This window comes from Furfurilactobacillus rossiae DSM 15814, assembly GCF_000428925.1.
Lineage (GTDB): Bacteria > Bacillota > Bacilli > Lactobacillales > Lactobacillaceae > Furfurilactobacillus > Furfurilactobacillus rossiae.
The window spans coordinates 1-13,857 of record NZ_AUAW01000015.1 but is presented as its reverse complement, the minus strand read 5'-3'; the positions used below and the strand labels follow the sequence as shown (position 1 = coordinate 13,857).

Genomic DNA, 13,857 nt, shown 5'->3' with positions numbered 1-13,857 from the left:
AGGTACGACATGGATTATCGAATTGCGGTGTTATCAGACAGTCATGGCAATGCATCAGCTTTGCGCGCTGCCCTCAGCGACGCGAAAAAGCATGGTGTCGATGAAGTATGGTCACTGGGTGATATTGCGCTTGGCGGCGCGACATCAGCGGAATGCTATGACTTATTGGAACAAGTTGGCGCCACCCAATACCTCATGGGCAACTGGGAAAGTGACTACAACTTTATCATGGGCAAACCGAAAAAAGGTGTGAACTTTGACGATCCCACTGATGTTTACTTCACCATTTTGGCCCAGTATGAGCACGCTCGTTACACACCTCAACGAGAAGCCCAATTAAGAAACCTGCCCATGACCGGCCGAAAAGTTATTGATAATCTTGTTTTCACGATGTCACATAATCTTCCGACTAAGAATCATGGTCACTCGCTATTTCCTACTGAGACCCAAACAAACTTCGACGTTCTCACCGAAAATAACCACGACGCGGATGTGGCCCTTTACGCGCACACGCATACACCCGTTTGGCGATATACATCAAATGGCCAGATGGTGTTGAATCCCGGTTCCATCGGTCAAATCTGGTTTACCCGCGATAAACTGTTAGCTAATCGTGCCGCCAGTTACCTATTGCTCACAATTTCAGAAAAAGGCATTGAAGATGTTGATTTCCGTCGCGTCCCGTATGACATGGACGGCGAACTGCAACGTGCTAAAGATCTACATTTTCCATATATCGATTTATATCAGAAACTGATGTTCACCGGACATGCCTCAACTCATGATGCCGCTACCTTAACTAAGGTCAACGCGGAACATCATTATCGTGAACAAGCCATCGATTTTCTAAACAGTTTACCGATTCCTGAAAGACAGGACAATGCTGATGATATGCCAGGTAAAGGCGACCATTAAACAGATTTAAAACTTTTTTGATGAAAGGCGGCCACAATTATGAACGATGAAGAACTAATTCAACTTGGCTTATCCGGCAAAGCACCGTTAAAAGTAATTCTGGGCGGTTGGACCGAATCGAACACAGATGGTCAAAAGGTCGGCGTGGTCGGTTTGCTTTATGTCACAACAGACGTTCAACAAGCTCAACAGCAGCTCACTCGCCTTCGCAAACAGAAACCGGATCATTACTATATGGTTTACAGTGTGCCCTATGATACTGATTTATCGACCCTATCCCACTGGCCAACGCTCGAAATTGATCCAGAAGATCTCACTTAGATTGGGCTACAGAGTGCGTTTCATAATTAGATCCCGCTGGACGGAGGAACCAAGTTGGAATACATGGTCGCCGACTGGTTGGAACCCGATTTTATGATAGAACTTGCGAGCCGCGTCATTGTGTTCCCAAACGCCCAGCCAGATTGCCCTTTTGTGCAAATCTTCCGCATTGGCAGTCGCTTGATTGAATAGTTGCGTGCCCAATCCTTGGCGCTTGAACGACGGCAGAATGTAAATCCGCTGTATTTCTAACGCATCCGACCCCATCTTCTCCGTTTGTGCCTCGCCAACATTTAATTTGAGATAACCCGCAACCGCCTGATTCACTTTAATAAAGTAGAACCACGATTCCGGATTATTGATTTCTGTCAACAATTGATCGACTGAGTAAGCGCGGTTAAGATAGTTTTGTAAATCCGTCGCACTATTTTCAGAGCCAAATGTATCTTGAAATGTTGCGCAACTGACCTCACGTAGCGTTGTTACGTCTTGTGGTGTGACTGCTGTTATTTGTACTGTCATAAATCCTCCATGATTGTTAATAATCTCGTGGGACGCCTGCTTTTACTGACTTCCAGTCTTCGTTAACGTTAACGGTCATCCGTTCCAAAAAGGCCGCCAACTGTTGCGCCTCTGCTTTTGAAAAGCCTTGCAGCGCCTTGTCAGTCGAATACGCATTTTCACGTTTGAGTCGTGGATAAATGGCCGTTCCTTTGGCCGTTGGGTAAAGTTCATAGTTTTTAAGGTTCGTTTCGCTGTGTTGACGTGTAATAAAACCGTTATTAACCAGCTTTTTTATCGCCTGTGACACCGTCGTGCGATCCACCATTACGAGTTCCGCCAACCTCCCCTGAATGATGCCGGGATTTTCGCAGATTCTCACAAGATACAAATACTGGCCTTTGGTAAGGTCGATGTTCTGGAAATCAATATTAGAAATCGCATCTAATGCACGTGAAATTTTACCGATTGAACGTAATACATCTTCCATATTTCTCTCCTGTTGACTAGTTTGTTATAAAGATTATACAGTATTTTGTTGTGATTAAAACAAAATATTGTATATTATTTCTTTTTTGCTGCCTTATAATAAAAAATATGGTGGACAGACACATCCAGATTGGAGCAATTAAATGTCACTAACAGAATCAACACAACAGTTAATCACTCATTTTTGCCAAACATACTGTCCTAATGAGACTGAAATTGTCCTAACCGGATCAACTGCACGTGGTGAAATGAGTGCAAACAGCGACATTGACCTGCTTGTGTTTAACCAAAATCACGACGAAACACAAATTGATGTCCTGTTTCAAAATCGCCTTTTTCAAGTTAGCTACCTCAAGAAAGTCGACTCATCGCTATCAATCCAATCACCAGATGAAGCATTTGATAATCGCTACTGGCTCGAAAATGTCATTGTTTGCGACAATAATCTTCGTCTCACCAATTATCAAGAATCGGTTAACAAACGAATTAATCAATTTTCCAAGAACGATTATTCGCATGCATTTATAAATACCAACCGTCGCTTACTCAATGTTTTAGCACAGCAACCTGCAAGGTCTTTTTCGGCGTATCAAACCGAATTATGGTTAGTTGGGCAATTAAATATGCAGTTTGCATTCATTAATGGCCGTAAACTGGGTAACCAGGCCGTCTTTGACACAGCCACGCATAATCCTGTACTGAATCAGTTAAACCAACTGCTTGGCGCTACTGCCGAAAGATGTTCTAGCCAGCCAATAATCGACGATTTTCAAACGTTACAACACGCTTGCGAGCCAAGATTGGTACAACCATACAACACCAAGACTCAGTTAACACTGTTAGCTGGAAAATTACATCGTTATGAAATCCAGCAAAATTATGCACTGATGCGTTACACGATGTGTGGCGAGACTTTATTTCTCTTTTTTGATTGCTTAAAAGAAGGTCAAACGCTCGATGTCTTTTTAAATCAATTTTCTCAACCAAATTTAACGCTGCTCAATCGAAATCATTTTCAAGCACCTACCAGTGAGCAACTACAAACTTTTAGCAAAGAATACGCTGCAGCACTCACATCACTTCTTTAACAATCTTCCAAAGCAAACAACCGGTCAGTTAGCTCAAATATTCGAGCCAACTGACCGGTTGTTTTATGCACTTTAATTAGTTGAATCAGTCAATGCATGCGGCTTACCCTCTACCTTAAAAGTATCGATAACACTGGCTCGCTCACGCATGCGTGAATCAAACGCCTTTAGCCGTGGCAAAGTTTCAAAACTGTAATTCAATCTGTGAAGCCAGTTTGTCATCACAAATAAATATGGGTCGACTAACGAAAAGTCATTCCCCATTAGCCATTGTCGACCATCCTCAAAGGTGGTTTCGACAAACTGTAATCGTGGTAAGACACGCTGCCAAACCAACGCTTTACTTTCTGCCGTATTCGGCAGCCAATTTCCAGTACGAAACGGGGAAATAAAGTTTTTATGCAATTCAGTGGCAAGATAATTCAGCCACTGTCGTTGTTGCCAGTATTGCTTCGAATCATAGTCCGCAATTAGCCGGTGCTCGTGACTAGCAAGATACTCCAAAATAACGGCACATTCTGTTAATCGAGTTCCATCATTCAACTCTAAAACAGGTACATACGATTTCGGGTTAACATCGTTATAATCACCTTTTGACCACGTTTTTTGATCCAAATTAACGTGTCTTAATTCAAAATCCAGCTTCAATTCTCGTAATAAAATATGTGGCGCCATGGAACTTGCTCCAGCAGCATAGAATAATTGCATCATCATTCGCCCTTTCTGTTTCAATTAGTTCGATAATTATCGAACTAATATCCAAAAAATAAAAACGGTAACTACGAAACATCAAAAAAGTGCGGTAAATATTGTTCAAATGTCGTTTCGTTAATGGACAACATCTTTGTTTGTCCAACTTTGCGTGTATTAGTCAAACCGGCCTTTCGTAATGCCTTAAAATGGTAAGACACCGTTGATTTAGCAAGGTTCAGTTGTTCACCAACCTCACCACACGTCATCTCATGACCGTTTTCATGAAGAATCCGGAGAATGCTAATGCGGTGAGGGTCACTCAGCACTTTGAAGATTGTTGCTAGTTTGTCGTCAATTGCTTGTTGTTCGATATTCATAGAACAAAGATACAGCCAAAACAAATTTATTTCAACTAATGATACCGCTATCCCAAAAGACTTTTCTGTTATTGAGAATCAGCTTATTCTATCATTAGGATAGATCAAAAAGGGAGATGTAGACCATGCTAAAACTTTTGCAATATCTCGTATACCCTAAAGAATCCTCACAGACACAAACGCTAAACAATCGCCTATTAAACGGACTATTGTGGGCCGCGGTGTTAAGCCTTCCCTTCACACTAGTCAGTTTGGCGTTAGATTGGCCGGCTGGTAGTCTCAGCCACGGCACTAGTCTCTTAGCTCTGTTAACCATTTTAATCTATACGTTTGGCGGGGGTTCAATTGGAAAACTCATTCGTAGCCAAGATCCAAATGGCACGCTTAAAAATCAAAACACGACACGACGCTGGCTTATTCTCAGGTCGGCGTTTGCCGGGATTGATTTAGCCATCTTCTTTTTCTTATTCACTCTAATTTTCAATCCAATAACTGGCGACACCAGCGTTAGTCGCTTACCCTTCAACGCACTAATAGATTTAGGTACGGGCCTAGCGTTTGCGCTCTTGGCGTATGCTGTTTCCGCATCTATTGCGAGTGACAAACGCCGTCATAATTAAACCTTTAATACTAAATAAGGCATAACAAACGGACAACTGGTGAACGTTTGCTATGCCTTATTTAGAAAATACGACTCAGCATAAATTGTGACTATCTTTGTTCATCAACATTATACGATCGTCGAAATTATATTTGTTTTGAAAATGAATATAAATTAACTTTTTCGCATTTATAATAATTTGGAATTGTACGACTTTTAACTAAGAATCATGTTTAGCAGCTCACTGATAAAACATTGAAGTTAATCCAAACAAAGTTAATCCAATCAACAAAATCACAAAGTATCCAACATACATTTTTTCATGTCTATTTAGCTTATTTTTTGCTTGATAGGCGTTCTGCATGCAGTATAAAAAAACGAGTAAAAAACTGTAACCTGCCAAGCCAAACAACGTATAAGCTGTAATCGTACTTTTGAGCACTTCATTCATTTTTGAGATAAAAGGTAGAATTCCAACTACAAATAAAGCGACAATTGTTGGAACGATGGATATTGTCTTTTTCATCTTAATATCACCTTTGTTCTATAGCCAACGTCAATTTGCACCAATAACTTTAACACTATGATTCGATAACCATATTTTATCTTACACATTTATATCTGTCATTTATCTAGACTTTAAAACTATCATTTCAGCATAACCGCAACGAAAGTTTTCAAAGTCAGACAAAAAAGTCGCTAACCACAATTTACACGTGATTAGCGACTTCATTTTATTTAACTTCAATACCAAACATCCCAATTAACTGAGCAGCTTGATACTGGCTCACAACCAGTCCGCTAGCTAAGTTGGCACTCATACTCAACGTGTCAAACTCCGCTTCATGCCAGTCAAAACCTTTCAAGCGTGTTTCGACAAAGTCTGGCCCAGTTAGTCGTGAGCCATCAAACTTAACGATTTTCTTAGCTCGAACGGCCTGAAACGCACTTTCTAACAAATCACAATTTAAAAATTTACTGTTTTCCACGCGCATTTCGCTGAAATTTGCGTATGTTAGTTTGCAGGAGTCGAATGTGCTGTTCTTCATCACGGATTCGCTAAAGTCACTGCCAGCTAACTGCAAACTCTTCAGGTTGCAATCGAACCAACTCGTCTCACGCCAAGTCGCATTTAAAAACTGACTGTGCGTCCAGGTTACGCGGCTGAAATCACCGTTATCAAAGTTTGCTTGATCAAACGTGCAGTGGTCAAAGCTCGCATCCATCAGTCGAATCGGCGCATTGGAAACGGTGAAATGACACTTCACATACTGGTGATCTGGTTCTACATCGTCCAACGACAATGTTTGGCCCTCGACTACATTTGTGTCTGCCATTTCTGTCTCCTATCTACTTATCTGACTTTCGTAAACTCAGCTTTTCAACGTTCAGTACTTCATCAATCCAGTCGTCGTAAAAGCCTTCCTCATGGCTAACCATAATCAGATTGCCCCTGAACTTGTTCAGTGCATCAGCCAACGCATGCTTCGTTTCATCATCCAAATGATTGGTCGGTTCGTCCATGATTAGGAAGTTCGATGGCGTCAACTCCATGACAGCCAGCTTAACTTTCGTTTGTTCACCACCAGAAAGCAGGTTCATCGGCTTCATGACGTTAGCCGCATTAATCCCAGCCGCACCCAGTTTAGTCCGAATCGTTTTCGGCAACATCGTCGGGAATTCATCCTGAATAATTTGTAAGGGTGTCTTGCTATCGTCGTCCCACACCAGATCCTGGCTAAAATAGTTCACCTTGGCAGATGGTGAGAACTCGGCTTCACCAGACAATGGTTTTAGCTGACCAAGAATGGACTTGATCAAAGTCGATTTACCGACCCCATTGAACCCGGCAAACGCAATCTTCTGACCAGTACCCAACGTAAACGTCACAGGTGCTAACAGTGGATGCTCATACCCAACAGAGATTTTACGAACCACCAATGCGTTTTGCGAACCTGTGTCCAAATATGGAAAGTCAAATCGTGCCTGCAATGCATCTGACGGTGGATCGATCCGATCCATATGTTTCAGCATCTTCTCACGCGATTTGGCCAAGTTAGAGTGTGAACCAGCCTTAAACTTAGAAATCAGTTTTTCGTTCTTTTCAATCACGACACGCTGTTTCTCGTAAGCCTTTTCTTGCGCCTCACGCTTCTCTTCCTTCTGCTTCATGGCTTTTTTGAAACTACCACGATACTTTGTGATCTGACCAAACGAAACGTCACAGATGGCGTTTGTCACAGCTTCCAAGAAGTCATAGTCATGTGAAATGACCATCGCGGCACCTTCAAAGCCATTCAGATAATCTTCCAACCACTGAATGTGCGACACATCCAAGTAGTTAGTCGGTTCATCCAACAGAATGACATCGGGATTTTCCAGCAACAACTTAGCCAAAATAATCTTTGACCGTTGGCCACCAGACATTTCTGAAACCACGTGGTCCTTGCCGATTTCGTTCAGCCCTAAACCACTGATGACCCGTTCAATTTCAGTTTCAACTTCGTAAAAATTACGTGCTGCCAGTTCGTCTTGAATTCGCCCAGCCTTTTCCAGCAACTTGTCATCCATGGATTCCGCATAATCTGCGTAGTACTTCTGCATTTGCTCGTCCATAGCGTACAAGTCAGCATAAGCCGTGTGCAAAAATTGAATCAGCGTCATCCCTTCTGGAATGTCAGCGTACTGATCCAAGTAACCAATACGAATATTTTTTTGCCACTTAATGCTACCTTCGACAGGTAACACCGTACCCGTTAAAATTTTAATCAATGTTGATTTACCGGCACCATTCTGCCCGACAATCCCGAGATGTTCACCTTTCTCTAATTGAAAGCTGGCATCTTCATATAGGTTTTTATCGGCGAAGCTCATCGATAAACCAGATACTTCTAACAAACTCATTTCGTTACTCTCTTTTTCCCTTAGTCGTGCTGTGTCCGATAGAAAACCGGCATGTCCAAAATGTCCATCCCGGCCCTTTAAATTGCGCTTTTAATTTCATCTAGCAACCGTTTGACACAGTCTTCTTCATATATACAGTATTTAATAATATAACACACTCGTGAGGGCTTTTACCAACGTGGCGTATGCTACAATCGACATAGAATAATTATTGGGAGGCTTCCGCCATGAATGTGCGCACCATCAGTCAGTATCAAATTAACGTTAGCGATCCACAACGTGCTTGGCGTTTTTATCACGAGGTCTTCGACATGCCTGATGATGTCCTACCTGACGGCACTGAAACGGTCACGGTAGCTGGCAAACCACTGACTTTCATTACTGTGCCCAAACATGAAGCCCACAAGGATGTTGCCCAGCCAGATTTCATTCTTCACGCCCATGACCGGATCAAGGACGTTGTCAGTCACTTACAAAATTACTGGGTACCCATTATCGCTGGACCGACACCGGATGGCGATCTTCAAGCCATTTATATTAACGATTTTGAAGGCAATTTAATCGAAATTTTGGAGCGTGCCAAGTAGAATTGAGTTAGTAAAGTTGCTGTTCATTGTTCGTCACTCGCGATAAGGAGGAACGTATTTATGAAACCTGTTAAACACGATTATCATCGCTTGTTCAAACCACGTCGTTTCGGATGGGGATATGATTTCAATACCCGCAGTAAAGGTGGTCGTATGCTAGCTCGTGCAACCACAATTGCTTTTGTACTTTACATGACCATTAGCATTCGCCACGGTAAGTGGGCTGAAGATCACCAAAAGTAAGTTTGACTGATACCTGTTATGTTAATCGTCATCGTCAGACCGACAGCTTTGATTCGCGTTTGAATGTTATTACGATTCCTAAAGTAATCCTTTGTGGTAAAATATGTGTGTAGAAAAAAGGCTACCGGTGCTGGTACACCGATAGCCCCTCAGTTGCCGCTTTAAGAGCGGTGGCCCGTTTTCGAAGTTTAATTCAAATAGCACAAATTAAGCCCTGTCTGACTGGTCAAAGTTTCCGAGGGCTTTTTTGTGCGCCATCATTACATAAGTAACGCAATGATTTGGATAATCAAGCCTATCAGCAGTACCACAAACGTAGCAGCTGCTAACATCAGCGTCAATGTATCCTTTTGATGCATAACCATTTTCTTTCCGAGTAGAATTTCGTATGCTAGGTCAGCCATAGAGCATCACCTCAAATCTGAAAACAAACCGCCTCTCTTTTAAACCTCAACTAAGTTTAATTAGTACCGGACCGCTAATGGAGTTGCGACAGTTTTTGTCTATTAATATCTTTGCATTTGCACGTTTAAACGCATTTCGACTAATAAGCGGTTCAAATAAAACATTCTTTAAAATGGTCTACTCAAATGGCTCATTATCCGCTTAACACCTAATCGAATCGTTTTTCTTCTCTGTTTACAAAAAAGCATCAAGACTAAAATGTCTTGATGCTTTTACTATATAAGGAGAGTGAAGGATTTGAACCCCCGCGCCACGAGTGACCTAACATTCAAAAGAACATTTCTCTTCAACCAGACTTGAGTAACTCTCCACAACAGTTAATAACTTATCACAATATTATTATTGTTGCAAAACTTTTTAGCATATAATGGTAAAGTAAATGAACATATAAAGAACCACGGGGGATTACAATGCAGTTCAAACAGGTATCAGCAGATGAATTCATGAAATTTGAGGCAAAGCATCCACAGGGAACTTTTTATCAAACAAAGTATCAAGCGGAAGTTTTGTCTGAGCGAGGCGCGGAAACTGGTTTTGTGGGCGTTACAAACGATGATGGCACGCTCATCGCTGCGGCAATGTACAGTCAACGAAAATTACGCGTAGGCTACTTATTCGAAGTAACCGCTGGCCCATTAATGGATTATGACGACAAAGCACTAGTTAGTTTCTTTGCCGATCAGATGACTGCGTACTGTAAGGCAAAAAAGGGACTTCTGCTGCGCTGGCTACCCAGAGAATTTGTTAAGCAATTCGCCGATGATGGTCATGTCGTTAAGCAGATGCATGAAAACACGGTGCCAGACTTAAAAGCAGCCGGCTTCTCTTACACGCCGGTTACACCAGTCGGAGACGATGGTCACTTTTCTAAAATCTCGCTGGGCTACCAATTCATTAAACCGCTTAGCGACCTTACGGAAGAAACGTTACGCAAGTCATACCGCAAGCCCGTTAAATCAGCTTTAAAGAAGGCTCCTGCATATGGTGTCAAACTTCGTCAGATTGGTTATGACGAACTTGGTCAATTTCAAAAGTACACGACGGCAACTGCCAAACGACGTGGATTTAAGGACAAGCCGCTAGATTTCTATCAAAAATGTTATAAAACATACGGTGATAACATTAAATTCATCTTTGCCGAACTAAATTTGCCCGATTTCATTCGAGAACAACAAGACACCATTCGGAAGATCCAGGAAAATATTGGCAAGGAAGACGCGGCCCTCGTTGAGTACCCTGACAGTAAGTCGCATAAAACTAAAAAAGCTCAGTTTGAAAAACAAATCGCACCACATGAAAAACACATCAAAATTGCCGAGGACTTACGTGCGCAATATGGTGACGTTGCGGTACCTGCGGGCGCAATGTTTATCATCCAACCTCAAGAAATTGCGTATGACTTTAGCTTTACCAATGAAGATTTCAAGATTTTCTTGGCACCCTATGTGATTCAAGATCACATGTTAACCATGGGTGTGCAAAAACACATTACAAACTATAATTTCTACAACGTTACCGGTACCTTCGACGGTCACGATGGCGTTCTGCGTTTCAAACAAGGCTTTGACGGGTCAACCTTTGAAACAGTCGGCGTTTTTGAGCGACCTGTTCGACCAGTGTTATATAAGTGCATCACTACCCTGCAACACGTTCTTGGTCGAGACTAATACCGCAAAATAAAAAGTCACCAATCACAATTAATTTCGCAAGTATCTTAGCGAAACATTGTGACTGGTGGCTTTTTTGCATTATTTTGTTTCATTTGCAGCGTCAGAGTTGTCGTCATCCGGCGCATCATCCGCCAACTCTTCCGCCTTTGGGGCCCGCACTTTAACAGGGTGTTCCAAATCATTATCCCACCACTGTGCGGCGCCATCTGGTGACACGACGAGTTGCAGGGTGCTACCTGCTGGGTATTCGTAGATGCCAAACACCGCTGGTTGCATCTGTAAAATCAGGTTGAAATCAATCGGCGTCATCTCCGTACTCAACGGATCTGTATCATTCTCCGCAAAGAATCGCCAGCCATTATCCGCATCTGCGACAGCGTCTTCACGAATCGCATACTTCAGCGGTCCCTTGCCCTGTAAAATCGTGTTGGATACCAAGCTGGCACCTGCGTTTTTCAATGGTTTCGCAACAATATCATGTTCATTATCTGCCACGTGACTTCCCCCTAAAAATGCGTTTCGGCATTACTCTTTCCACCAGTATACGCATTCCACAAGCAAAGTTACAGTGACTTTCAAATGACAGTTTAGTGACCCTTAACGACAGCCACGTCATCACCAGCGTCGACATTCTTCACAGCATCTACCTGAACGTCGTCAACGTGATCCATATTGGTCACGACGACCATTGTCGTAGCGTGTTTGCCAGCATCCCGAATGGCTTGAATATCTGCGTCCAAGACAGGCTGTCCCGCTGTTAATTCATCACCGACCGTTGCCAACACTTCAAATGGTTTGCCATCCAGTTCAACGGTGTTGATGCCTACGTGAACCAGAATCTCCAGACCGCTAGCCGTCGTAACACCAAACGCATGCTTAGTTGGGAAGACCATCGTCAGTTTGCCAGCCACCGGACTAACAATTGTGTTTGCACTTGGCTCAACGGCGTACCCGTCACCCAGTACCTTGCCAGCAAACGTATCATCCGCCACATCGCTCAATTTGACCAACCGGCCCGTCGCAACTGCCGCAAACGTTGTCGTGGTCGTCTCTGCGTCATCCGTTGGTGTAAACACATCGACAGCGTTACCGGCGGTCTCATCCACACCGGCCGTCGCAACCGCTGGCACTTCACCGCGATAGATGGATTCCAGCGCGTCTTCAACAAACTGAACCTCAGTGCCGACGATAATCTGCACATTGTGTTTGTCCAACACATTAACCGCTGGCACCCCAGCAGCTTTAATCGCCGGCTGATCAATCTTGCCAGTGTCGTTTAACTTCCAGCGTAACCGCGTCGTACAATTACCCATCTGTTGAATATTATCTTTACCGCCAACAGCTGCCCAGATGCGGCGGCCTTGACGTAAGTACTTATCGTCTGTGGCACCTGCAACATCAGCTGTGTTATCATCAGCCAACGCAACGTCGTCTTCACGGCCTGGCGTCTTTAAATCAAAGCGTTTAATCGCAAAATCAAAACCAAAGTAGTAAATGCCGGCCATCACAATGCCTTGGACCAGCAACATCAATGGCAGATGCGCTAGCGGCATCCGTGTGCTCAGCAAGAAATCCACGAATCCTGCACTAAAGGAAAAGCCAGCGGTCCAGTGCATTGCCGCCGCAAACGCCAAGGATAGCCCAGTGAAAATAGCGTGCAACACATACAGCGGCCAAGCGACAAACATAAACGAAAATTCTAATGGTTCACTGACACCAGTGAAGAAGGAAGCAAACGCCCCCGCCAACATCAACGAACCAGTCTTCTTTTTGTTCTGTGGTTTAGCATTCCGATAAATTGCGTAAGCACCGGCTGGCAGGCCGAACATCATGACGGGGAAGAACCCTGCCATGTACATTCCGGTTACCCCTTTAACACCAGTACCTGCGAGCCATTTACCCATGTCGTTGATACCAGCAACGTTAAACCAGAATACAGCGTTCAGCGCATGGTGTAGCCCCGTTGGAATCAGTAGCCGATTGAAGAAACCATACAATCCGGCACCGACCCAGCCAAGCTTAGCAATCGATGTCCCAAACAACACGAGTGCGCCATAAACGGCTGGCCATACAAACAACATCACCAGCGTCACAGCCAGCATTGTTACGGCAGCCAGAATCGGGACACACCGTTTGCCTGAGAAGAAGGATAAGGCCATCGGCAACTTAGTTTCATGGAACCGATTATAAAGTGCAGCGGCGATTAGTCCTGCAATAATTCCAATCAACACATTATTGTGAATCGCTGTAAACGCTGGATTTACAGCGCTCACCTTCATATGTAATAATGTCGCCAATTGCGTTGGGTTTAACATGTAATCCGGCACAATGTAGGCGACCAATCCAGCCACTGCGGCCGCGCCATCTTGTCGTTCCGACATGCCTAGCGCCAGACCAATCGCAAACAGCAACGCCAAATTATCCAAAATTGCGGTTCCACCGTTAACCAAGAACACACCGACAGTTGTTTTACCGCCGATCCAGTTCCCAATCCCAATCAATAGCGCCGCAGCGGGCAGCGTGGCGACCGGCAACATCAATGACCGACCAATTCGCTGAAAGTAATCCTTCATGTTCATCGCACTCCCATATCAATTCTGTATATCTGTTTTATACCAATGTGAATAGTTTACATTTACAGAATTGATATGCAAGCGTTCAAACGCCTGCATTGACCTATACCATTCTTCAAACTTCAACTGTACCAATTGTTTTCAACAAGGCAAATTACAAGTTTAATCCGAACAAGCCCGGAAACTTTCAATGGCAGTCTGTTGATGATGGATTTTTAATGGTCGTTGATTAATAAGCTCAAGTGCTGCCAGGATTTCATCAGTCGTTATCTGGTCAAAGTTAGTCTTTTTCGGGAAAAACCAACGTAACCGTCGATTGAAATATTCATTAGATCCCCGTTCCCATGGTGAATACGGGTGACAAAAATACACTTTAATCTGATAGTCTTGTTCTATGGATCGATAATCGGCAAACTCCTTACCATGATCA

Annotated in this window: 18 protein-coding genes and 1 tRNA gene; 7 read left to right on the top strand and 12 right to left on the bottom strand. The window is 43.4% G+C overall.

What is annotated here, in order from left to right; all coding sequences use genetic code 11:
* Positions 1-9 precede the first annotated feature (9 nt).
* Positions 10-915: a metallophosphoesterase family protein gene (locus tag G400_RS0109610; RefSeq protein ID WP_017260438.1), complete on the top strand. Its 906-nt coding sequence runs from the start codon at positions 10-12 to the stop codon at positions 913-915.
* A 39-nt stretch (positions 916-954) separates the two neighbouring features.
* Entirely contained in the window at positions 955-1,236 is a 282-nt protein-coding gene (locus G400_RS0109605; protein WP_017260437.1) for a hypothetical protein, read from the top strand.
* 6 nt (positions 1,237-1,242) lie between these two features.
* Here G400_RS0109605 and G400_RS0109600 read toward each other — a convergent pair whose 3' ends face one another.
* On the bottom strand, positions 1,243-1,758 hold the full coding sequence (locus tag G400_RS0109600; RefSeq protein WP_017260436.1) for a GNAT family N-acetyltransferase: 516 nt from the start codon (positions 1,756-1,758) through the stop codon (positions 1,243-1,245).
* Between the two features lie 16 nt (positions 1,759-1,774).
* Positions 1,775-2,227, bottom strand: coding sequence for a MarR family winged helix-turn-helix transcriptional regulator (locus G400_RS0109595; protein ID WP_017260435.1), 453 nt, complete (start codon positions 2,225-2,227; stop codon positions 1,775-1,777).
* Between the two features lie 142 nt (positions 2,228-2,369).
* Between G400_RS0109595 and G400_RS0109590 the strand changes: the two genes are divergently transcribed.
* A complete protein-coding gene (locus G400_RS0109590; RefSeq protein WP_017260434.1) occupies positions 2,370-3,314 on the top strand; it encodes a nucleotidyltransferase domain-containing protein in 945 nt (314 codons plus the stop codon).
* 72 nt (positions 3,315-3,386) lie between these two features.
* On the opposite strand, the gene G400_RS0109585 is transcribed toward G400_RS0109590, so the two are convergent.
* Together G400_RS0109585 and G400_RS0109580 are read right to left on the bottom strand one after the other, a co-directional pair.
* Positions 3,387-4,025, bottom strand: coding sequence for a glutathione S-transferase N-terminal domain-containing protein (locus tag G400_RS0109585; RefSeq protein WP_017260433.1), 639 nt, complete (start codon positions 4,023-4,025; stop codon positions 3,387-3,389).
* Between the two features lie 68 nt (positions 4,026-4,093).
* Positions 4,094-4,384, bottom strand: a complete 291-nt coding sequence (locus G400_RS0109580; protein WP_017260432.1) for an ArsR/SmtB family transcription factor — start codon at positions 4,382-4,384, stop codon at positions 4,094-4,096.
* Positions 4,385-4,509: 125 nt separating this feature from the next.
* Here G400_RS0109580 and G400_RS0109575 point away from each other — a divergent pair, with 125 nt between their 5' ends.
* On the top strand, positions 4,510-5,004 hold the full coding sequence (locus tag G400_RS0109575) for a hypothetical protein (RefSeq protein ID WP_017260431.1): 495 nt from the start codon (positions 4,510-4,512) through the stop codon (positions 5,002-5,004).
* 222 nt (positions 5,005-5,226) lie between these two features.
* Here the strand turns inward: G400_RS0109575 and G400_RS0109570 are convergent, their stop codons facing one another.
* From G400_RS0109570 to G400_RS0109560, 3 genes are all read right to left on the bottom strand, one after another.
* Complete coding sequence (locus tag G400_RS0109570) at positions 5,227-5,511, bottom strand: LasU family protein (RefSeq protein WP_017260430.1); 285 nt, start codon at positions 5,509-5,511, stop codon at positions 5,227-5,229.
* A 208-nt stretch (positions 5,512-5,719) separates the two neighbouring features.
* The gene (locus G400_RS0109565) at positions 5,720-6,322 is read right to left on the bottom strand and encodes a pentapeptide repeat-containing protein (RefSeq protein ID WP_017260429.1); all 603 of its coding nucleotides are present in this window, start codon (positions 6,320-6,322) and stop codon (positions 5,720-5,722) included.
* 13 nt (positions 6,323-6,335) lie between these two features.
* Positions 6,336-7,889, bottom strand: a complete 1,554-nt coding sequence (locus tag G400_RS0109560; RefSeq protein WP_017260428.1) for an ABC-F family ATP-binding cassette domain-containing protein — start codon at positions 7,887-7,889, stop codon at positions 6,336-6,338.
* Positions 7,890-8,116: 227 nt separating this feature from the next.
* Between G400_RS0109560 and G400_RS0109555 the strand changes: the two genes are divergently transcribed.
* Positions 8,117-8,476 (top strand): VOC family protein, encoded by a 360-nt coding sequence (locus G400_RS0109555; RefSeq protein ID WP_017260427.1) that lies wholly within the window; start codon positions 8,117-8,119, stop codon positions 8,474-8,476.
* Between the two features lie 60 nt (positions 8,477-8,536).
* On the top strand, positions 8,537-8,719 hold the full coding sequence (locus tag G400_RS0109550) for a hypothetical protein (protein WP_017260426.1): 183 nt from the start codon (positions 8,537-8,539) through the stop codon (positions 8,717-8,719).
* A gap of 260 nt (positions 8,720-8,979) precedes the next feature.
* Here the strand turns inward: G400_RS0109550 and G400_RS16325 are convergent, their stop codons facing one another.
* Positions 8,980-9,123, bottom strand: a complete 144-nt coding sequence (locus G400_RS16325; RefSeq protein WP_017260425.1) for a putative holin-like toxin — start codon at positions 9,121-9,123, stop codon at positions 8,980-8,982.
* Between the two features lie 283 nt (positions 9,124-9,406).
* Positions 9,407-9,494, bottom strand: a tRNA-Lys gene (locus G400_RS0109540).
* A 100-nt stretch (positions 9,495-9,594) separates the two neighbouring features.
* Here G400_RS0109540 and G400_RS0109535 point away from each other — a divergent pair.
* Positions 9,595-10,851: a peptidoglycan bridge formation glycyltransferase FemA/FemB family protein gene (locus tag G400_RS0109535; RefSeq protein WP_017260424.1), complete on the top strand. Its 1,257-nt coding sequence runs from the start codon at positions 9,595-9,597 to the stop codon at positions 10,849-10,851.
* A gap of 81 nt (positions 10,852-10,932) precedes the next feature.
* On the opposite strand, the gene G400_RS15795 is transcribed toward G400_RS0109535, so the two are convergent.
* From G400_RS15795 to G400_RS14980, 3 genes are all read right to left on the bottom strand, one after another.
* Positions 10,933-11,349 carry an immunity protein Imm33 domain-containing protein gene (locus tag G400_RS15795; RefSeq protein ID WP_017260423.1) on the bottom strand — a complete coding sequence of 139 codons (417 nt, stop codon included), beginning with the start codon at positions 11,347-11,349 and terminating at the stop codon, positions 10,933-10,935.
* A 92-nt stretch (positions 11,350-11,441) separates the two neighbouring features.
* Positions 11,442-13,427 (bottom strand): N-acetylglucosamine-specific PTS transporter subunit IIBC, encoded by a 1,986-nt coding sequence (gene nagE, locus G400_RS0109525; RefSeq protein WP_017260422.1) that lies wholly within the window; start codon positions 13,425-13,427, stop codon positions 11,442-11,444.
* Between the two features lie 162 nt (positions 13,428-13,589).
* Positions 13,590-13,857 (bottom strand): IS30 family transposase (locus G400_RS14980; RefSeq protein ID WP_035143863.1); only part of this gene is annotated, 268 nt, incomplete at its 5' end.